This window comes from Streptococcus infantis, assembly GCF_047465035.1.
Lineage (GTDB): Bacteria > Bacillota > Bacilli > Lactobacillales > Streptococcaceae > Streptococcus > Streptococcus infantis_T.
This window is the reverse complement of sequence record NZ_JASHAQ010000018.1, coordinates 24,420-45,174: the sequence shown is the minus strand read 5'-3', so window position 1 is coordinate 45,174 and position 20,755 is coordinate 24,420. Positions and strand designations below refer to the sequence as shown.

Genomic DNA, 20,755 nt, shown 5'->3' with positions numbered 1-20,755 from the left:
GATAGGAAATATCCCTTTTTATTTTTCTCAAATACAGATTTTCGGATGGAATATCAGATGATGAGACAACATATTTTTGAAAAGTAAAAAAGACAAACGCCAAAAATGACATTTGTCTTCGTTCTGAAAGGATGGAATGATTTTCCATCCTTTTTTATCTAGGAATAAATTTTTATTCCTGGGGGGACAATGTTTAATCTTTCTTACCTTTTAGTAAGAAGGCAGCCGAGAGGGCTAGGCTGAGGCTTGCCATAAAGAGGAGAGGACTAGTCTGTTCACCAGTAGCTGGAAGTTGTTTTTCATTCGTAGAGGCTTTGTCATTGACATCATTACTTTCAACCAATGGTTTTGTAGTTTCTAGGTTTCTTTCTTCCATATGAACTGGGATAGGTTTAATAGTTGATCCTTCTGTCTTGTAAACAATAGCATAGGTGTTCAGATCAAGAGCGATAAACTCAAGATACCCATCTCGGATGGTGAATTCTTGTGATTTTAAGTCTTTTGTCGGAGTCAATTGATAGACTTCTTGGACAGCACCTGAAACTGGTAAACGAACGAGTACAGCACCTTTTGGTTGAACTGGTTTGCCATCTTTATCCTTGAGTTGAAGGGCATAAGCATCGTATTTTTTACCTAAGAGTTCTTTGTTTTCAACTTTTTGACTGTTAAGGTAACTTGCTCCTTCGAGTTCAGTTGTTCCACTAATAACTTGAGCTCTTGTGGTCTGATCTTTCATTACTTTGAGTTTAAACTCAGGAAGTGTGATACTTGGTGCTTCTTGGTCTCCTGCAGTACTGATAGGCTCAGTGTATTCAGGGATAACCACAGAAGGCGCTTCCTGGTCTCCCGCAGTACCGATAGGCTCGGTGTATTCAGGGATAACCACAGAAGGCGCTTCCTGATCTCTTGCAGTACCGATAGGCTCAGTGTATTCCGGAATTATCACGGAAGGCGCTTCTTGGTCTCCCACTGTCCCGATAGGTTTGGTATATTCAGGTCTTTCCACAGTAGGTGCTTTCTGATCCCCAACTGTTCCGACAGGACCAGTGTATTCAGGAATTACCACAGAAGGCGCTTCTTGGTCTCCTGCAGTCCCGATAGGCTCAGTGTATTCAGGGATTTTCACAGTAGGCGCTTCCTGCTCACCCGCAGTACCGATAGGTTCAGTGTATTCAGGAATTACTACAGAAGGCGCTTCTTGGTCACCTGCAGTACCGATAGGTTCAGTGTATTCAGGAATTTCCACAGAAGGTGCCTCCTGATCCCCAGCAGTTCCGATAGGACCAGTGTATTCAGGTCTTTCCACGGAAGGTGCTTCTTGCTCCCCAGCAGTTCCGATAGGACCAGTGTATTCAGGTCTTTCCACAGTAGGTGCTTCTTGATCTCCCGCTGTTCCAATAGGCTCTGTGTACTCAGGAATGGTTACAACTGGAGCAGGCTCATCCCCTTTACTTGTAAGGATTTTTTCTTCAACTGGAGCAGTTTCGTCTTTAGGAAAGACTGCTACAACAGGACTAGTAGTTGTTGTATCTTGGATGGCATAAGCTTCTATCGAATTGCCAGCTTTACGATCTGTAGTTTCAGGAATGTCTAGTTGGACCTTGTTATCCTTAATGGTTAGAACAGTTTGTTCACCTGATGTGACAAGATGGTCCTCATCGACTTTTCTGAGTAGAAGAGGATCTTTGATACCAGGGAAGGTGACAGCGACTCCATCCCAATTACCAGTTGGTAGGGTTAAGGTAACAGTCTTATCTTTGGACTTAATAGGATCAAGGCTTGGACTATCGAGAGATACAGATGGTGCTTTTAAGATATCAAAGGAATCAAGAGAGATTTTCTTTCGTCCTTGTGGAGAATTTGGATCTACTTTCAAAGTGAGAACATGATCACCATCAGCTAGATTGGTGAATTCACCAATCAAAGCTCCTTTTTCAGTCGCTCCTGGAGTGTAGAAGTCAAGAGCTGGCATCTCTTTTCCATCCAGTGTGACAAGTGCCTTGCCTAGTGATGCCGTTTTTAATCCATAGATTCGGATACCTGTTCCAGAGAATGGGATGGTTGCAGTGGCTTCAGAAGCAAGGTTATCATCAGCGTTGATGTCAGCGTATTTTTCTGTAGAAGCATATAGTTCTGCATCGCTCCAATCCTTAAACATGGAACCATACTGGATTCGAGGGTCACGGTCGTCGATTTTCTCAACTGTTTCTCCTTGTCCTGGGAAAACCTTGAAGTAATCTAAGGAAATTTTGGAGCGTTCACTTCCTCGTCCCTTATGTTCGCGTTTAACAGTGATGGTCATGAGGTGAGGGCCTGAGGATAGATTTGTGTAGCGTCCTATCAATACCCCTTTTTCAGTTGCTCCTGCTGTATAGAAGTCAAGTTCTCCAACAGACTTGCCATCGATTTTAACGTCAGCAAGTCCCAATTGAGATGACTTGAGTCCGTAGATTTCAATACCAGGTCCATTGAATGGAATGGTTGCAGTCGCATCTTTATCAGAATAATTTCCATTTGAGATATCAGCGTATTTCTCTGTTCCACCAAATAGTTCTGTGTCAGACCAATTTCCAAAGGCAGAGCCGTACTGAATGCGTTTGTCACGGTCATCTACCAACTCACTAAAGGCATCAATAGAAGCAGCATCTGAAACTGGTGTTGAACGTTCGCCCATCATAGCTTTAACAGTATAGGTATAGGCATGGCTAGAATCAATTGAGCGATCGATAAAGTGAGTTTGGTTGGTGATAAACTCACGGACAGTAGAAGCTTGGCTATTTTCATCCTTGCTTTCTCGTTGGATGACATAATGACTTGCTCCCTTGACTGGGTTAAAGTCAAGTTCAGCCGTCATGGCATCTTTTCGAACAGCTGTCAAACGAGTCACACGTCCAGGGAAGTTTTCAAAGGTAATGACATCGCCCTTTTGAGTAGCAAGCTGAATACGGTTATCTTTGATACGGGTAGCTTGTACTTCCTTACCGTTTACCTTGACAATGCTAGCTTCAATATTTGGATAGTCTACAACCAAATCTCCACCAACATTTGAAAGGAAGGTGAGGGATTCAAGATTCTTTTCTTGCCATTTCATGCTGACTTCAAAGTTGCCACGGGCTACAAGATCAGAAACTTGCCCGTCTTTCCAAGCATCTGGAAGGGCTGGTAATGGTGCGATATAACCTGTGTGAGACTGAAGGAGCATTTCTGCCATACCGCTGGTTGCGCCAAAGTTACCATCAATTTGGAAAGGCGCGTGCGTATCCCAGAGGTTTTCTAGGGTTGAAGATTTGAGCTGTTCAGCCAATAAACGGTGGGCACGATTTCCATCTAGAAGACGAGCCCAGAGGTTGATTTTATTGGCCTTAGACCATCCAGTACCACCATCTCCACGGTGATTCAAGCTAGCACGCGCAGCCTCAAGGTACTCAGGTTGATCCTTGCTAAATAGGGTACCAGGGAAGAGTCCGACCAGATGAGAAACGTGACGGTGGTGATTTTCAATGCCTTCGTTGGTGAATTGCGGGCTGTCTTCTTCGTACCATTCCTTGATACGGCCGTCTTGGTTGATATGAAGTGGTTTGAGCTTATCAAATTTAGCCTTCACTTCTGTCACCAAATCTTGGTCGACTTTCAGATGATTGGCTGCTTCCATATAGTCGTGGAATAGCTGCCAAACTAGAGATTGGTCGAAGGTATTCCCAATCGTGATAGTTCCATGCTCTGGTGAGTAGGATGGAGAAGAAACCCAACGGTCACTAGCCTTGTCGTAGTGCAAGAAGGAATTCCAGAACTTAGCAGTTTCCTTGAGCATTGGATAAATCTTTTCTTTAAGATAAGTTTCATCCTTGGTGAATTTGTAGTAGTCATAGACGTTTTGCATCATCCAAGCATTGGCAGCAGGAGACCAACCCCAATAATAGTTCCAGCCAGGAGTAGTCCAGCCAAATGGTGTCGCCTGAGTATGAACCAACCAACCGTTTTCTTGACCTTCTTTGGATTCGATACCTGCATATTCTTTTGCAGCGATACGGCCATAGTAACGCATGTCATCGATATAATTGATCATTGGCTTAGCCGTTTCTGCGAGATTACTCATGTAGGCAGGCCAGTAGTTCATTTGTAGGTTGACATTGAGGTGGTAGTCTGAGTTCCAAGGTGGATTATCTACAGCATTCCAGACTCCTTGCAAGTTGGCAGGGAGGGCATCTGTCCGGTTACGAGAAGAACTGATCAGTAGGTAACGTCCGTATTGGAAGAAGAGCTCTTCTAGTTTTTGCCCTTTTGTTGGATTATAGGTTTGGAGAGCTTCTTTTGTAGTTTGATTAGACTTGCTACCGCCGAGGTTTAGTTGAACACGATTGAAAAGACTTTGGTAATCCTTGATGTGGTCATTTTTCAGAGTCTCATAGTCTTTGGCTTTGGCAGTTTCGACGATAGATTTGACAGTTTTTTCTACATCAATATCCTTGCGGTAGTTGGTTTTCGGATTTTGAGCAAAATTAGTCTTGGCGCTGAGTAGCAGTGTTGCATAACTTGCTCCTGTAACAGTCAAATAACCATCTTGAGCAGTGACTTGTCCATCTGTCTTGATACCAAGATAAGAGGCAAATTTCAGACCGTTGTCTTTGACAGTTCCCTTGAGTAAAATACCATTAGAATCAACGCTAACAGTCCCTTGTTTGTATTTAGAATTCTCCCAAGAATAATCTCCATTAGCAATCAAATCTTCAGTCAAGCTGTTCCAAAGGGTAAAATCAAGCGTCTTATCTCCCTTTTTAGTCAAATGGGTAACAGTGACGTCATCTGGATAACTAGAGAAGGTTTCTCGTTTGAAACTTGTCCCATCTTGGGTATAGGAGGTAGTTGTGATAGCTTCAGAAATATCTAAGCCACGATGATAGTCAGTAACATTTTCCAAGCCCTTCTTCTGGTTATTAAAGACCATGAAGATATCACCGAAGGCTAGGTAGCGACCGTATTGGGCATTGTTTGGCCCAACCAAATTTCTCTCTGCTAGTTGTTTGGCTTTTTGACGGTTACCGTCTTCTAAGGCCTTACGAATTTCGGCTAAGACTTTGTAGCGGTCCTTGTAGTTTCCTCCGTTGTAGTCTTGACTATCTGGCTGTGGGCCTCCAGACCAAAGTGTTTTTTCGTTGTATTGGATTCTTTCTTCACCGATGAGTCCGAAAACCTTGGCACCCATTTCCCCATTTCCGACTGGGAGGGCTTGTTTTTCCCATCCGTCATAGGAAGGAGCAGTTGGCTGGTTGTAATGTAATTCGTAATGTTCTTGCTTGTTCACAGGAAGTTCTGGTTTCTCGCTCTCCTTATTGTCAGCAGGTGCGGTAGTAGCACTTGTCTCTGACTGACTACTAGTTTGAGGTAGTTCTGCCTCAGGGTTTGTTTGCTTTTCAGCTGATTCAGCTACAGGCTGAGTCTCTGTGTTAGAAGCAACAACTTCCTCTACCTTCGTATCCGGTTTAGCAGAGGTTTCAGTAATTGTTGCCTCACTTTCCGTAATCTCGACACCATCAGCAGCAACACCCTGTGCTGCTAAAAACACAGCTCCAAGTAAAACAGAGGCAGCTCCGACACTTAGCTTGCGGATGCTATACTTGCAGGATTTTTCCCAATATCTCTTATCCACAAAATTCTCCTTTCTTAATTCTGTAAGCGCATACATTGTCTTTTAAAAAAATAAGTCTTGCAGAAATATGTGTGATTTTTTCAGATAATCTTAATATAACAAATAAACAAAACTATTGCAAGGGCTTTCAAGAGAAATGGCCTTATTTTACCAAATTTTAGTGCTTCTATTTTTTTTATAAAAATCGAACTTAAAAATGATTAGATATGAAATGAAATATGAGGAATTAGCCATCTGAAAGCGTAACTCAAACTAGTCAGGCGTAGGACTTTATGGTATAATATAGAAGATTCAAAAAGAAACAGGAGAAATGTTATGAACCTTATTTTAGCAATTGTATTGATTCTTTTGGCTTTTCTAGGAGGAGCTCTTGGAGGTATGTACTTGGTGCGCAAGCAAATCGAAAAAGAATTTGCGGATAACCCACGTTTGAACGCAGAAGCAGTTCGTACTCTCTTGAGTGCAAACGGTCAAAAGCCAAGTGAAGCTAAAGTACAACAAGTTTACCACCAAATCATTCGCCAACAAAAAGCAGCCCTTGCTAACAATAAAAAGAAATAAATAGGAAAAGTCTGGGATGAAAGTTCCAGACTTCTCACTATGTTTGACTGATATTTAGAGATAAGACTTTTTCCTTGCATTCTATTGATAATTGATTATGATTAAGAGGGAGACAGTGGGGAGCTACCCAGTCTGTCAGCAATTTCAGGAAGAAATGAATAATAATGAACTATCAATCAGAAAAAAATACTAGAAAGAAGACTGTATGGATAATCGACCGATTGGTTTTTTGGATTCGGGCGTTGGAGGCTTGACCGTTGTACGTGAACTCATGCGCCAGCTTCCCCATGAAGAAATCGTCTATATTGGAGATTCGGCACGGGCTCCTTATGGTCCCCGTCCTGCTGAGCAGATTCGTGAATATACTTGGCAACTGGTCAACTTTCTTTTGACCAAGGATGTTAAGATGATTGTTATTGCTTGTAATACAGCAACGGCAGTCGTCTGGGAAGAGATTAAAGCTAAGTTGGATATTCCGGTGTTGGGTGTGATTTTGCCTGGTGCATCAGCAGCTATCAAAGCAAGTCAAGGTGGGAAGATCGGTGTGATTGGAACCCCGATGACGGTAAAATCAGATATTTATCGACAAAAGATTCATGATCTAGACCCAGATTTACAAGTGGAAAGCTTGGCCTGCCCTAAGTTTGCTCCCTTGGTAGAGTCAGGTGCTCTATCGACCAGTGTGACTAAGAAAGTCGTTTATGAAACCTTGCGTCCCTTGGTCGGAAAAGTAGATAGCTTGATTTTAGGCTGTACTCATTATCCACTCCTCAGACCTATCATCCAAAATGTCATGGGGCCTAAGGTTCAACTGATTGATAGCGGAGCTGAGTGTGTACGTGATATTTCAGTCTTGCTCAATTACTTTGAGATTAACCGTAGCCGAGATGCGGCGCCCCTTCAACACCGTTTTTATACAACTGCAAATAGCCAAAGTTTTGCCCAGATAGGAGCAGAATGGCTGGAAAAAGAGATTCATGTGGAGCATGTAACATTATGACAAACAAAATTTATGAATACAAGGATGACCAGGACTGGTATGTTGGATCCTACAGTGTTTTTGGTGGCATTCGGACTTTGACGGATGATGAGTTAGAGTTTCCGCTATTTGATTTGGCTAAAATCTTTCGAGATGAGGAGCGAGGATTTCCACTTTCAGTCACTGTTTTACGATATGGTTCAGCCTACCGCTTACTCTCTTTTGTGGTAGATATTCTCAACCAAGAAGCGAATCGAAACTTGGAAGTCATCCAACGTCAGGGAGCTCTGCTTCTGGTTGAAAATGGGAAGCTCTTGCATGTAGAATTGCCTAAAGAAGGAGTCAATGTTCAGGACTTTTTCGAGACAAATAAAGTCAGAGAAACCTTGTTGATTGCAACTCGTAACGAGGGTAAAACCAAGGAATTTCGAGCTATCTTTGACAAACTGGGCTATGACGTAGAAAATCTAAATGATTATCCAGATCTACCTGAAGTAGCTGAAACAGGTATGACCTTTGAAGAAAATGCTCGCCTCAAGGCTGAAACTATTTCTAAATTAACAGGCAAGATGGTTCTGGCAGATGATTCTGGACTCAAAGTCGATGTGCTTGGTGGTCTACCAGGTGTCTGGTCAGCTCGTTTCGCCGGAGTAGGGGCAACTGATCAAGAAAATAACGCCAAACTCTTGCACGAACTAGCTATGGTCTTTGAACTTAAGGACCGTTCAGCACAATTCCACACAACTTTGGTCGTGGCTAGCCCAGGTAAGGAAAGCTTGGTTGTCGAAGCTGACTGGCCAGGCTACATTAATTTTGAACCTAAGGGTGAAAATGGTTTTGGTTATGATCCACTCTTCTTAGTAGGAGAAACAGGCAAATCATCAGCTGAATTAACCCTCGAAGAAAAAAATAGTCAATCCCACCGTGCCTTAGCCGTTAAGAAACTTTTGGAGGTATTTCCATCATGGCAAAGCAAACCATCATTGTAATGAGTGACTCCCACGGAGATAGCTTAATTGTAGAAGAAATCCGGGACCGTTATCTTGGGAAAGTCGATGCTATTTTTCACGATGGTGACTCGGAACTTCGCCCAGACTCACCACTCTGGGAAGGAATCCAAGTAGTCCGAGGAAACATGGACTTTTATTCAGACTATCCAGAACGTTTGGTGACTCAACTGGGTCCTACCAAGATTATCCAGACTCATGGACATTTGTTTGATATTAACTTCAATTTCCAAAAGCTTGATTTTTGGGCTCAAGAGGAAGATGCAGATATCTGTCTTTATGGGCACTTGCATGTTCCAAATGCTTGGATGGAAGGGAAGACCCTTTTCCTAAATCCTGGTTCTATTAGTCAACCACGTGGGACCATCAGAGAATGTCTCTATGCCCGTGTAGAGATTGATGATAGCTACTTTAAAGTGGACTTTTTGACACGGAACCATGAGGTCTATCCAGGCTTATCCAAGGAGTTTGCTCGATGATTGCCAAAGAGTTTGAACAGTTTTTACTGGAGCAAGAGGAAACCTTTTTAACTCCTGCTGAAAATTTGGCTGTGCTCATTGATACCCACAATGCAGATCATGCAATTCTCCTCCTTAGCCAGATGACCTATACCAGAGTGCCAGTGGTGACTGATGAGAAAGAATTTGTCGGAACCATTGGACTTAGAGACATTCTGGCCTACCAGATGGAGCAGGGCTTGAGTCAGGAAGCCATGGCAGATACGGATATCGTACATATGGCCAAGAAGGACGTAGCAGTTGTCAGTCCAGACTATACACTGACGGATGTTTTACATAAGTTAGTGGATGAGTCTTTCCTACCAGTCGTTGACAAGGATGGTATCTTCCAAGGCATTATCACACGGAAGTCTATCCTTAAGGCTGTCAATGCTCTCTTGCATGATTTTAGTAAGGAATATGAGATTCGAAGCAAATGAGAGAAGGAATTTCAGCATTTTTAGAAGAAAAACAAGGTTTGTCTGTAAATTCTAAGCAATCCTATAAGTATGACTTGGAGCAGTTTTTAGATTTGATTGGAGAACGAATCTCTGAGACAAGTTTAAAAATCTACCAAGCTCAACTATCAAATTTTAAAATTAGTGCCCAAAAGCGTAAGGTTTCTGCTTGTAATCAATTTCTTTACTTTTTATACCAGAAAGGGAAAATTGGTACCTTTTATCGTTTAGAATTGCCTAAACAGGCTGAGAAAAAGAAAGTTCAATCAGAACTTTTAGACCTCAGTTCTTTCTGGCAAGAAAGTGCTTATCCTGAGGGACGCTTGTTGGCCTTACTGATAGTTGAATTGGGCCTCTTACCAAGTGAAATTCTAGCCTTAAAAACAAGTGATGTGAACCTAGATTTTCAAGTGTTGAGAGTCAATAAAGCTTCTCAACAAAGAATCTTGAGCCTTCCCACAAACCTGCTTGCGGAGTTAGAACCTTTGATGGGACAGAGCTACCTCTTTGAAAAAGCTGGGAAGCCCTATTCTCGTCAGTGGGCCTTTCGTCAGTTAGAAGCCTTTCTAAAGGAAAAAGGTTTTTCAGCCTTATCTGCCCAAGAATTGAGAGAACAGTTTATATTAAGACAAATCGAAGAAAAGGTTGACTTGTACGAAATTGCTAAAAAATTAGGATTAAAGACAGTCATGACCTTGGAAAAATATAGATAATGGATATTAAATTAAAAGATTTTGAAGGGCCTTTGGACTTGCTCCTACACTTGGTTTCAAAGTACCAGATGGATATCTATGATGTGCCGATTACAGAGGTTATCGAGCAATATCTAGCTTATATCTCGACCTTACAAGCCATGCGTTTAGAGGTGGCAGGTGAATACATGGTCATGGCTAGTCAACTCATGCTAATCAAGAGTCGCAAGCTCTTGCCAAAGGTTGCAGAAGTGACGGATTTAGAGGATGACCTAGAGCAGGATCTCCTTTCTCAAATCGAAGAATACCGTAAGTTTAAACTTTTGGGAGAGCAGTTGGAAGTGAAGCATCAAGAACGAGCTCGATATTACTCAAAAGCGCCGACAGAGTTGATTTATGAGGATGCTGAACTTGTGCATGATAAGACGACGATTGATCTTTTCTTAGCCTTTTCAACCTTACTGACCAAGAAAAAGGAAGAATTCTCGAAAAGTCACACAACAATCTTACGAGATGAGTATAAGATTGAGGATATGATGGTTATCGTCCGAGAAGCCTTGGTTGAAGGTGAGCAATTATGCTTGCAGGATTTGTTTAAAGAAACCAAGGATTTACAAGAGGTCATCACACTATTTTTAGCAACCTTGGAGTTGATTAAAACCCAAGAAATTCTCTTGATTCAAAAAGAGAGCTTTGGAGATATCTATCTCCTGAAAAAGAATGAGGAAAATCAAGTAGAGCAGAGTCAAGCTTGATAGAGAGGGAATATGAGTACTTTAGCAGAAATAGAAGCGCTCTTGTTTGTAGCGGGTGAAGAGGGGATTAGGATTCGCCAGTTGGCTGAGCTCCTTTCTTTGCCACCGACTGGTATCCAGCAAAGCTTAGAAAAATTAGCCAAAAAGTATGAAAAAGACCAGGATTCCAGTTTAGCCTTGATTGAGACAGGTGGTGCCTACAGATTGGTAACCAAGCCTCAATTCGCAGCCGTTTTGAAAGAATACTCTAAGGCACCTATCAATCAGAGCCTGTCTCGGGCTGCCCTTGAAACCTTGTCCATCATTGCTTATAAGCAGCCTATCACACGGATAGAGATCGATGCTATCCGGGGGGTTAATTCAAGTGGAGCGCTAGCTAAGTTGCAAGCCTTTGACTTGATAAAAGAAGACGGGAAAAAAGAAGTTCTTGGACGCCCTAATCTCTATGTAACGACGGATTATTTCCTGGATTACATGGGTATTAATCATTTGGAAGAATTGCCAGTGATAGATGAGCTTGATATTCAAGCACAAGAAAGCCAATTATTTGGTGAAAGGATAGAAGAAGATGAGAATCAATAAATATATTGCCCACGCAGGTGTGGCCAGTAGGAGAAAAGCAGAAGAGTTGATCAAGCAGGGCTTGGTGACTGTCAACGGTGAGGTAGTACGTGAACTAGCGACGACTATCAAGTCAGGAGACAAGGTCGAAGTTGAAGGCCAACCCATCTACAACGAAGAAAAGGTCTATTATCTGCTCAATAAACCACGTGGTGTAATTTCCAGCGTGACAGATGACAAGGGCCGCAAGACTGTTGTTGACCTTTTACGCAATGTTAAAGAACGGATTTATCCGGTAGGGCGTTTGGATTGGGATACATCTGGAGTTTTGATTTTGACCAACGATGGGGACTTTACAGACGAGATGATTCACCCTCGAAATGAGATTGACAAGGTCTATGTTGCGCGTGTTAAAGGTGTAGCTAACAAGGAAAATCTTCGTCCTTTGACTCGTGGAGTTGAGATTGAAGGCAAGAAAACCAAGCCAGCTGTTTATGAAATTCTAAAAGTAGATCCTGTTAAAAACCGTTCGGTTGTCCAGCTAACCATTCATGAAGGACGCAATCACCAGGTTAAAAAGATGTTTGAAGCAGTTGGTCTCCAAGTAGATAAACTTTCTCGAACTCGTTTTGGTCATCTAGACTTGACAGGACTTCGTCCAGGAGAATCACGCCGTCTTAATAAAAAAGAAATCAGCCAACTACACAACATGGCTGTAACAAATAATAAATAATGAAAAAAATCTTAATTGCGCCAGTGCGCTTTTACCAACGCTTTATCTCGCCAGCCTTTCCACCGTCTTGCAGATTTGAGCCTAGTTGTTCAAACTATATGATTCAGGCTATTGAAAAACATGGATTCAAGGGAGTTTTGATGGGCTTGGCTAGGATATTACGTTGCCATCCTTGGTCTGAAACGGGTAAAGATCCAGTACCAGATCATTTTTCATTAAAGCGAAATACAAGAGAAGAAGGATCACATTTGTGATTCTTTTATTGTTATAAGAGTAAGTTACTTGGTAAAATGTTGATTTCCACTACCTTTCTCCTATAAAAAGTGGTAAAATGGTTGAAAGAAAGAAGGGATAGAAATGACAACATTATTTTCTAAAATCAAAGAAGTAACAGAACTTTCCGCTATCTCAGGTCATGAAGCACCTGTCCGCGCTTATCTTCGTGAAAAAATTACACCTCACGTGGATGAAGTAGTGACAGATGGCTTGGGTGGTATTTTTGGTATCAAACATTCAGAAGTTGCGAATGCACCTCGCGTCTTGGTAGCATCTCACATGGATGAAGTTGGTTTTATGGTGAGTGAAATCAAACCAGATGGAACCTTCCGAGTCGTTGAAATCGGTGGTTGGAACCCGATGGTTGTTAGCAGCCAACGATTTAAACTCTTTACGCGTCAAGGACGTGAAATTCCAGTCATCTCAGGTTCAGTACCTCCACATTTGACTCGTGGGACAGGTGGACCAACCATGCCAGCTATTTCAGATATCGTTTTTGACGGTGGTTTTGCGGATAAGGCTGAGGCTGAAAGTTTTGGTATCCGTCCTGGGGACACAATCGTTCCAGACAGTAGCGCAATCCTAACAGCTAACGAAAAAAATATCATCTCAAAAGCATGGGACAACCGCTACGGAGTTCTCATGGTTAGCGAGTTGGCAGAAAACTTGTCAAGCCAAAAACTAGGCAATGAACTTTATCTTGGGGCTAATGTCCAAGAAGAAGTCGGACTTCGTGGTGCTCATGCATCTACAACAAAATTTGACCCAGAAGTATTCCTTGCTGTAGATTGCTCACCAGCTGGAGATGTTTATGGTGGCCAAGGTAAGATTGGTGATGGAACCTTGATTCGTTTCTACGATCCAGGTCACTTGCTTCTCCCAGGGATGAAAGATTTCCTTTTGACAACTGCTGAAGAAGCCGGAATCAAGTACCAATACTACTGTGGAAAAGGTGGAACTGACGCAGGTGCAGCTCATCTGAAAAATGGTGGAGTACCATCAACAACAATCGGTGTTTGTGCCCGTTATATCCACTCTCACCAAACACTTTATGCAATGGATGATTTCCTTGAAGCCCAAGCTTTCCTACAAGCCTTGGTGAAGAAATTGGATCGTTCAACGGTTGATTTGATTAAAAATTATTAAACTAAAAAGATGGAGGTGATAGGTATGGAAGAACCAAACCTAGAAACCTTGATACGGGACCTTTACAATCATGCCCGTCAAAACTTGAGTGAAGATTTAGTGGCTGCACTCCTAGAAACTGCCAAGCAATTGCCCAGCACCAATGAGCGATTATTGGCGGTACGACTTTCAGGTTTAGTTACACTCGAATTACTCCAAAATCCCAAAACACCAGCACCAGAGTTAGTCAATCTGGCCCGCTTTATCCAAAAGGAAGAAGCTAGGTACAAGGGCGCAGCTGCATCTTCCATTATGATTGGAGAACTATTTAAAATGCTTTGATTCCATTGTGAATCAAAGCATTTTTCTATACGTTAGAAAAGATACTCTCGAGTAAGAGATGAAAAAACCACCTAAGTCAAGGTGGCTTCTTATCTATTAAATTTGTTCTGCCAAAACCTTTTCGGCCAGGTTCATAGCGTGGTCTGACACACGAGTGTAGTGTGAAATAATATCAATAAAGTTGACACCAGCTTGGGTAGAACATTCGCCGTTGTTGAGACGTTTAATGTGAGTCTTACGAAGGACGCGTTCCATCTTGTTGATGGCTTCATGGCGTTCAATAAGAGCTTGAGCTTTTTCAAGGTCATTGTTTTCAACACTCTCAAGAGCATCTTTAACGAAATCGCTTGTTTGACGGTAAATATCTTCCAACTCTTCTAAGGCTGAGTTAGAGAATTGAACATTCTTGCGTTGCAAGTAGTCATTAAGATTAATCAAAGCTTCAGCGTGGTCACCGATACGTTCCAAGTCTCGAGAAGAATCAAGGATGTTGGTTAAGACTTCACTCTCTTTTTGACTCAATGCTTCACTAGATAGACTAATGAGGTAACGTGTTAATTTCTCGTCGATTGTGTTGATAGCTTCTTCCGTCTTGTGTCCTTTTTCAGCTACTTTATCGTCAGAATTGATGATGTAGTCATAAGAAAGGTCAAATGCTTTAACCGCATAGTTTCCTAGGTGCAAGAGTTCTTTCTTGGCATTTCCTAGGGCGATAGAAGGGGCTTGCTTGATGAGTTGTTCATCCAAGTAAAGAGGTTCGTATTTAACAACTTCGTCTTCACCAGGGATTAGCTTAGTAACAAAGTAAGCCAGAGCACCGATGAATGGGAATTGTACAATGGTGTTACTTACGTTGAAGGCACCGTGTGAGAAGGCAATCGTCATCTCGGGTGAGAGGTGAAGTAGTGCCTGGAAGTACTCGATCATCGCAGTGAATGGGCCTAACAAGATTAAGCAGAGGATGGTTCCTAAAACGTTAAAAGTAACGTGTGTTGCTGCAACTCGTTTAGCAGAAATATTTGCTCCGGCTGCTGCGATAATAACTGTTAAGGTTGTACCGATATTATCTCCGAATAGGACTGGTAGTGCCCCTTTGAGGTCGAGGAATCCACCTGCATAAAGACCTTGTAGAATCCCGATGGTTGCAGAAGATGCCTGAATCAGAACGGTAATGACAGCACCAGCCACAACTCCCAAGATAGGATTTTGCCCCAAGGTAATCATGTATTCCTTAAACTGAGGCAAGTCTTTAAGAGGGCTCATCCCAGCACTAATGAGGTTGAGGGCGTAGAAGATACCACCCACACCAAAAAGGATACGTCCAATATTATTTGCAGTACGGTTTTTTGTAAAGAATAAGAACATGGTTCCAAGGAAAATCAAGGGAAGGGCATACTCACCAAGTTTGAAACCGATGATGAAGGACGTTACGGTCGTTCCAATATTGGCTCCCATGATAATCCCGATGGCCTGTCTAAGGGTGAGGAGACTAGCACTAACCAGTCCAACCGTAATAACCGTTACACCTGTACTTGACTGGATGAGGGCAGTGACGACAATCCCCACTAAGACCCCTAAGAAGGGATTACTTGTGTATTTGTCAATGTAATAACGAAGGCGATCTCCAGCAGCTTGTTGCAAACCGTCTCCCATGGTCTTGATACTATACAAAAACAGTCCCAGACCACCTAAAAAGTGAAAAATAATTTCCTGCCAATTAATGGACATTTTCTTTTTCCTCCGAAAAATAATCGCGGAATTTCTCCCATTCTATTTTAAAGGATAAAAGTAAATCTAACAAGTAGTAAATGCTCTTTTTTTAGAAAAATGTTGATTTTATTCGAAAAATGGCAGATGATTGTCTAATTTATATTAATTCTTCACTTCTTTATAGTTCTTAAAGGGCCAGTGTTGACTCTTTTTCTAAATATCGTAAAATAAAAATGACCTGTTCTGTGTATTTTTGGAACAGCTACTTTTTTAATTCAAAAATAAAGCGCTTACTTTCAGGAGAAAGTCAAAGGAGAAAAAGATGAAGAATCCATTTTTTGAAAAACGTTGTCGCTATAGTATTCGAAAATTGTCAGTGGGTGCCTGCTCATTGATGATTGGTTCAGTTCTATTTGCAGGTCCAGCTTTGGCTGAAGAGTCTGTCGTTCCAGAAAATGGGACAACAACTACAGCAGTAGTTTCAGAGCAACCGTCAACCACTACTCCAGCAGAAGCAACTACACCAGCACCAGAAGTATTGAAAGAGCTAGAAGCAAGGGAAGACAAGGAAAGTGAGCAACCAGTTTCAGATGAGAAGCCATCACTGGAAGAGCTGACAGCAACAGATAAAGAAGCGACAAGTCCGACTGCTGAAACGCCTAAGGCTGAAGAAGCACCTGTGGCTACAGAAAATAAGGCTGAAGAGAAAGCAACTGTTTCAGATGTTCCTAAGAAAGAAGAAAAAAGTCTTCGACCAAAAGAAATTAAATTTGACACTTGGGAAGATTTGTTGAAATGGGAACCGGGTGCTCGCGAAGACGATGCTATTAACCGCTCTTCAGTAGAACTTGCCAAGCGCTATCGTGGACATGTAGTTAACGAAAAAGCCAATAAGGATGCCAAGGTTGAAGCTCTTGCCAATACCAACTCTAAGGCTAAAGACCACGCTTCTGTAGGTGGTGAAGAGTTTAAAGCCTATGCATTTGACTACTGGCAATACTTGAATTCAATGGTCTTCTGGGAAGGGCTGGTTCCAACTCCGGACGTGATTGATGCTGGTCACCGTAATGGTGTCCCTGTATTGGGTACCCTATTTTTCAACTGGTCAAATAGCATTGCAGACCAAGAAAAATTTGCTGCAGCCCTTCAACAAGATGAAGACGGTACTTTCCCTATCGCTCGTAAGTTAGTTGATTTGGCTAAATATTATGGATTTGATGGTTACTTTATCAACCAAGAAACAACAGGTGATATCGTAACACCTCTTGGTAAGAAAATGCGTGACTTCATGCTTTATACCAAGGAATATGCTGCCAAAGTCAACCATCCTGTCAAGTATTCTTGGTACGATGCCATGACCTATGAATATGGTCGTTATCATGAAGACGGACTAGGCGAGTACAACTATCCATTCATGCAAAAAGAAGGAGACAAGGTTCCTGCGGATCACTTCTTTGCCAACTTTAACTGGACCAAAGAGAAAAATGATTACTCTGTAACTATGGCCAAATGGCTTGGACGTAGTCAGTATGATGTTTTTGCAGGTTTGGAATTGCAACAAGGTGGTTCCTACAAGACAAAAGTGAAATGGGATGCCCTTTTAGATGAAAATGGCAAGCTCCGTTTGTCACTTGGACTCTTTGCACCTGATACTATCACGAGTCTTGGGAAGACAGGCGAAGACTATCATAAGAATGAAAACATCTTCTTTACAGGTTATCAAGGAGATCCAACTGGTCAAAAACCAGAGGACAAGGACTGGTACGGGATTGCCAACCTAGTAGCTGACCGTACACCAGCAGTGGGACGTAGCTTCACAACATCCTTTAACACAGGACATGGTAAAAAATGGTTTGTAGACGGTAAAGTTTCTAAGGATTCTGAATGGAACTATCGTTCTGTATCAGGTATCTTGCCTACATGGCGTTGGTGGCAAACGTCATCAGGTGCTAAACTTCAAGCTGACTATGACTTTGAAGATGCCTACAATGGTGGTAACTCACTTAAGTTTGCGGGTGATTTAGCTGAAAATACAAATCAAGATGTTCGTCTCTACTCTACAAAACTGGAAGTAACAGATAAAACCAAACTCCGTGTTGCTCATAAAGGTGGTAAGGGAAGTAAGGTCTATGTAGAGTTTGCGACTCAGAAAAACTACACCTATGGTGGCGAGAATGCTCGTAAAGAGCTGACTCTATCTGACGATTGGACAAAAGATGAATTTGATTTGAGTGCCTTGGCAGGTCAGACTATTTACGGTATCAAGCTTACTTTTGAAAATACTGCTGCTCTTAAGGGCTATCAATTTAACTTGGGTGAGTTGATTGTAACAGATAATCAAGAGGCTCCTCAAGCACCAACAGCTCTAACCGTAGCCAAGAAATCTCTTAAAAACGCTCAAGAAGCGGAAGCCATTGTTCAATTTACAGGTAACAAGGATGCTGACTTCTATGAAGTTTATGAGAAGGATGGCGATACTTGGCGTCTATTGACAGGCTCATCTGCCACTACGATCTACCTACCAAAAGTTAGTCGTTCAGCTAGTGCAACTGGTACTAGTCAGGAGTTGAAGGTTGTCGCAGTTGGGAAGAACGGTCTTCGCTCTGAAGCAGCAACTACAAACTTTGAGTGGGGGATGACTGTCCAAGATACCAGTCTTCCAAGACCTCTAGCAGAAAATATCGTTCCAGGGGCTACCGTTATCGGAAGTACCTTCCCAGACACAGAAGGTGGCGAAGGTATCGAAGGTATGTTGAATGGAACTATCACTAGCTTATCTGATAAATGGTCTTCTGCTCAGTTGAGTGGTAGCGTTGATATCCGTTTGACACAACCACGCCGTGTCGTTAGATGGGTCATGGACCATGCTGGTGCGGGTGGAGAATCTGTTAATGATGGCTTGATGAACACCAAAGACTTTGACCTTTACTACAAAGATGAAGCAGGAGAATGGAAACTAGCTAAAGCTGTTCGTGGCAATAAAGCCCATGTTTCAGATATCACCCTTGATAGCCCAATCACTGCGAAAGACTGGCGATTGCACGTTATTACATCTGACAATGGAACACCATGGAAAGCCATTCGTATCTACAACTGGAAGATGTATGAAACTCTTGATACGGAGAGCCAAAACATTCCAATGAGTAAAGTTGCAGCGCGTGTTCTAACTGACAATAAGGTTCAGCTCGGCTTCTCAGAAGTTCCTGCTGGGGCAACCATTACAGTCTATGACAAGGCAGATTCACAAACTCCTATCGCTACTTTAAACACAGTAGTTGGAGGGGATTTGGCAACAGAACCATTGAGCTTTGAAAAACGTCCAAGCCTTCTTTACTATCGTACACAATTGCCAGGTAAAGAAATCAGTAATACTCTTGCTGTGACGATTCCTCAGGATGAAAGAAAGATTAAGGCTGTCAGTCTAGAAGCGGCACCTAAAAAGGCAAGTTATCAAGTTGGTGAGGAATTGAATCTTAAAGGTGGTCTTCTCCGTGTCAAATATGAGGGTGAAGAAGCAGATGAAGTCATCAACCTCAGTCATGCAGGTGTAGTTGTTAACGGCTATGATGCTCACCATCATGGTGAACAAGAGTTAACAGTAACTTATCTTGGTCTTCCAGTTGCAGGAAGCTTCAAGGTTCAAGTGACTGGTGAAGAAGCTGGTCCAAAAGAAGTCGCAGCCTTGTATATTAGCAAACAACCGAAAATTGATTACTTGGTAGGCGATGCTCTTGACTTATCAGAGGGACGCTTCAAGGTCTTGTATGATGATGAAACTGAGACAGAACATAGCTTTACAGACCAAGGAGTCGAAATTACAGGCTATGATGCTCAAAAAACAGGCCGTCAAAAACTCCAATTGCACTATCAAGGACAAACTGTCGAATTTGATGTTCTAGTATCACCTAAAGCAGCTGTCAACGACGAATATCTGAAACAAGAAATCACATCTGCTCAAGGACGCAAAGGAACGACAGCTTATACATTTGCGGATGCTGAAAAACAAGCAGCTCTCGTTGAGAAGATTGAAGCAGCAAAAGCTGTCCTAGAAAACCACGACGCTAGTCAAGAAGCAGTCAACCAAGCCTTGAACGACTTGAAACAAGCAGGTGCTGACTTGAATGGTGTACAGGTTTATCAAACAGCTAAGGAAGAGCTTGAAACTCTTCTAGGAAAAGTTCGTGAGAAAAATGCAGACGATCCAATCATCGCTCAAGCAGAAACTCTTATTGGCTCAACAAATCCAACTCCAGAAGCATTTGCCAACCTCAAGGAAGAACTCAATAAAAAACTCCTTGTTAAAGAAAGCCATCATGTAGGTAGCTTAGAAGAAGGCGAAACTGCCCCAACAGTTGAAGCACTACCTGAATTAGTGGTTGAGACAGAAACTCAAGCCTTCGAGAGTCAAGAACGTCCGTCAGGAGACCTCTTGTTGGGTGAACGTCGAGTCGTTCAGGCTGGTGCAGAAGGACAAATCCGTCATTTGATCGAAGTGGATGCCAAAGGCAACCGTACTCTTCTTAAGACAGAAGTAGTCAAGGAAGCAGTGGCAGAGATTACTGAGGTTGGTACTAAGGTAGAAAGCCGTGTTCAACCATTGGACGGTTCTGGAAATCTTGTTCTCGAAAAACTAGAATTGGAAGTGAAAGAAGAAGCCGTAGCCTTCAAACACCAAGAGCGTCCGACAGGAGAGCTTTTACTAGGTGAACGCCGTCTGGTTCAAGCAGGTGAGGCTGGTCAAATCCGTCACTTGATTGAGGTAGATGCTAAAGGCAGTCGCACACTTCTTAAGACAGAAGTCGTCAAGGAAGCCGTGGCAGAGATTACTGAGGTTGGTACGAAGGTAGAAAGCCGTGTTCAGCCACTAGATGGAGTCAAAGATTTGACAATTAGCAATCCAGCATTGGTGATTGAAGAAGAAAAAGTTGCATACGGCCATGAAGAAAGAGTAAATCCTAGCCTTCAAGCAGGAGAACGTCGAATTGTTCAGGCCGGAGTTGAAGGGCTTCGTAGAAATCTTGTAGAAGTTGATGCAGAAGGGAACCGCAGTCTGAAGGGGACAGAACTTGTCAAAGAAACTGTAACTGAGATTGTTGAGATTGGTCCAAAAGTGGATGTCAAAACTGACAAATCTCTTGCACCTGCTCCAGTAGTAGAAGCAGCTAAGCAGGAACCAGCAAAAACAGAAGCACAATCTGAAAAACCTGAAGGAAAACAACTTCCAAGTACAGGTGAAGGAGTAGATGCAAATCTAGTAGCTCTTGGATTGGTTGGAGTTCTAGGTGGCTTTGGACTACTCGCTCAAAAGAAAAAAGAAGATTGAGTTGAACTTCTAAATTACCGTCTGACAAGATAATAGTATTAAAAGGCAAGAGCCATTTTTGGTTCCTGCCTTTTTGCATTCTTAGAATG

General features: G+C 42.3%; 15 protein-coding genes. 13 read left to right on the top strand and 2 right to left on the bottom strand.

All coding sequences use genetic code 11. The features are described 5' to 3' along the window. Positions 1 to 193: 193 nt before the first annotated feature. Positions 194 to 5,647, bottom strand: coding sequence for an SIALI-17 repeat-containing surface protein (locus tag QM406_RS08175; RefSeq protein WP_414273929.1), 5,454 nt, complete (start codon positions 5,645 to 5,647; stop codon positions 194 to 196). Between the two features lie 315 nt (positions 5,648 to 5,962). Between QM406_RS08175 and QM406_RS08170 the strand changes: the two genes are divergently transcribed. The 12 genes from QM406_RS08170 (at position 5,963) to QM406_RS08115 (ending at position 13,633) form a co-directional block, all read left to right on the top strand. Further along, positions 5,963 to 6,208, top strand: a complete 246-nt coding sequence (locus QM406_RS08170; RefSeq protein WP_001048970.1) for a YneF family protein — start codon at positions 5,963 to 5,965, stop codon at positions 6,206 to 6,208. Positions 6,209 to 6,413: 205 nt separating this feature from the next. Beyond that, positions 6,414 to 7,208: a glutamate racemase gene (gene racE / locus QM406_RS08165; RefSeq protein ID WP_049503242.1), complete on the top strand. Its 795-nt coding sequence runs from the start codon at positions 6,414 to 6,416 to the stop codon at positions 7,206 to 7,208. Further along, positions 7,205 to 8,176: a nucleoside-triphosphate diphosphatase gene (locus QM406_RS08160; RefSeq protein WP_414273928.1), complete on the top strand. Its 972-nt coding sequence runs from the start codon at positions 7,205 to 7,207 to the stop codon at positions 8,174 to 8,176. Before racE ends, QM406_RS08160 begins: the two co-directional genes overlap by 4 nt. After that, complete coding sequence (locus QM406_RS08155; protein WP_004251713.1) at positions 8,152 to 8,673, top strand: metallophosphoesterase; 522 nt, start codon at positions 8,152 to 8,154, stop codon at positions 8,671 to 8,673. Before QM406_RS08160 ends, QM406_RS08155 begins: the two co-directional genes overlap by 25 nt. Beyond that, positions 8,670 to 9,131, top strand: coding sequence for a cyclic-di-AMP-binding protein CbpB (gene cbpB / locus QM406_RS08150; protein ID WP_414273927.1), 462 nt, complete (start codon positions 8,670 to 8,672; stop codon positions 9,129 to 9,131). Before QM406_RS08155 ends, cbpB begins: the two co-directional genes overlap by 4 nt. Next, entirely contained in the window at positions 9,128 to 9,862 is a 735-nt protein-coding gene (gene xerD, locus QM406_RS08145) for a site-specific tyrosine recombinase XerD (protein WP_414273926.1), read from the top strand. Before cbpB ends, xerD begins: the two co-directional genes overlap by 4 nt. Next, entirely contained in the window at positions 9,862 to 10,596 is a 735-nt protein-coding gene (locus QM406_RS08140) for a segregation/condensation protein A (protein WP_371608209.1), read from the top strand. Before xerD ends, QM406_RS08140 begins: the two co-directional genes overlap by 1 nt. A 12-nt stretch (positions 10,597 to 10,608) precedes the next feature. Next, positions 10,609 to 11,178 carry an SMC-Scp complex subunit ScpB gene (gene scpB / locus QM406_RS08135; protein ID WP_371608208.1) on the top strand — a complete coding sequence of 190 codons (570 nt, stop codon included), beginning with the start codon at positions 10,609 to 10,611 and terminating at the stop codon, positions 11,176 to 11,178. Beyond that, positions 11,165 to 11,890 (top strand): pseudouridine synthase, encoded by a 726-nt coding sequence (locus tag QM406_RS08130; protein ID WP_414273925.1) that lies wholly within the window; start codon positions 11,165 to 11,167, stop codon positions 11,888 to 11,890. Before scpB ends, QM406_RS08130 begins: the two co-directional genes overlap by 14 nt. Further along, positions 11,890 to 12,144 (top strand): membrane protein insertion efficiency factor YidD, encoded by a 255-nt coding sequence (yidD, locus tag QM406_RS08125; RefSeq protein WP_414273924.1) that lies wholly within the window; start codon positions 11,890 to 11,892, stop codon positions 12,142 to 12,144. The genes QM406_RS08130 and yidD overlap by 1 nt, the downstream gene beginning before the upstream one ends. Before the next feature lie 103 nt (positions 12,145 to 12,247). Beyond that, entirely contained in the window at positions 12,248 to 13,312 is a 1,065-nt protein-coding gene (pepA, locus tag QM406_RS08120) for a glutamyl aminopeptidase (protein ID WP_414273923.1), read from the top strand. A 24-nt stretch (positions 13,313 to 13,336) separates the two neighbouring features. Further along, a complete protein-coding gene (locus QM406_RS08115) occupies positions 13,337 to 13,633 on the top strand; it encodes a bacteriocin immunity protein (RefSeq protein WP_414273922.1) in 297 nt (98 codons plus the stop codon). Between the two features lie 96 nt (positions 13,634 to 13,729). On the opposite strand, the gene QM406_RS08110 is transcribed toward QM406_RS08115, so the two are convergent. Further along, on the bottom strand, positions 13,730 to 15,361 hold the full coding sequence (locus tag QM406_RS08110; RefSeq protein ID WP_414273921.1) for a Na/Pi cotransporter family protein: 1,632 nt from the start codon (positions 15,359 to 15,361) through the stop codon (positions 13,730 to 13,732). A gap of 304 nt (positions 15,362 to 15,665) precedes the next feature. Between QM406_RS08110 and QM406_RS08105 the strand changes: the two genes are divergently transcribed. Then, entirely contained in the window at positions 15,666 to 20,666 is a 5,001-nt protein-coding gene (locus tag QM406_RS08105) for an endo-beta-N-acetylglucosaminidase (RefSeq protein WP_414273920.1), read from the top strand. Positions 20,667 to 20,755 lie beyond the last annotated feature (89 nt).

Bases quoted from the DNA above. Each gene is read 5' to 3' on its own strand.
- QM406_RS08170 (WP_001048970.1), top strand. From the start codon at position 5,963: ATGAACCTTATTTTAGCAATTGTATTGATTCTTTTGGCTTTTCTAGGA.
- racE (WP_049503242.1), top strand. From the start codon at position 6,414: ATGGATAATCGACCGATTGGTTTTTTGGATTCGGGCGTTGGAGGCTTG.
- QM406_RS08160 (WP_414273928.1), top strand. From the start codon at position 7,205: ATGACAAACAAAATTTATGAATACAAGGATGACCAGGACTGGTATGTT.
- QM406_RS08155 (WP_004251713.1), top strand. From the start codon at position 8,152: ATGGCAAAGCAAACCATCATTGTAATGAGTGACTCCCACGGAGATAGC.
- cbpB (WP_414273927.1), top strand. From the start codon at position 8,670: ATGATTGCCAAAGAGTTTGAACAGTTTTTACTGGAGCAAGAGGAAACC.
- xerD (WP_414273926.1), top strand. From the start codon at position 9,128: ATGAGAGAAGGAATTTCAGCATTTTTAGAAGAAAAACAAGGTTTGTCT.
- QM406_RS08140 (WP_371608209.1), top strand. From the start codon at position 9,862: ATGGATATTAAATTAAAAGATTTTGAAGGGCCTTTGGACTTGCTCCTA.
- scpB (WP_371608208.1), top strand. From the start codon at position 10,609: ATGAGTACTTTAGCAGAAATAGAAGCGCTCTTGTTTGTAGCGGGTGAA.
- QM406_RS08130 (WP_414273925.1), top strand. From the start codon at position 11,165: ATGAGAATCAATAAATATATTGCCCACGCAGGTGTGGCCAGTAGGAGA.
- yidD (WP_414273924.1), top strand. From the start codon at position 11,890: ATGAAAAAAATCTTAATTGCGCCAGTGCGCTTTTACCAACGCTTTATC.
- pepA (WP_414273923.1), top strand. From the start codon at position 12,248: ATGACAACATTATTTTCTAAAATCAAAGAAGTAACAGAACTTTCCGCT.
- QM406_RS08115 (WP_414273922.1), top strand. From the start codon at position 13,337: ATGGAAGAACCAAACCTAGAAACCTTGATACGGGACCTTTACAATCAT.
- QM406_RS08110 (WP_414273921.1), bottom strand. From the start codon at position 15,361: ATGTCCATTAATTGGCAGGAAATTATTTTTCACTTTTTAGGTGGTCTG.
- QM406_RS08105 (WP_414273920.1), top strand. From the start codon at position 15,666: ATGAAGAATCCATTTTTTGAAAAACGTTGTCGCTATAGTATTCGAAAA.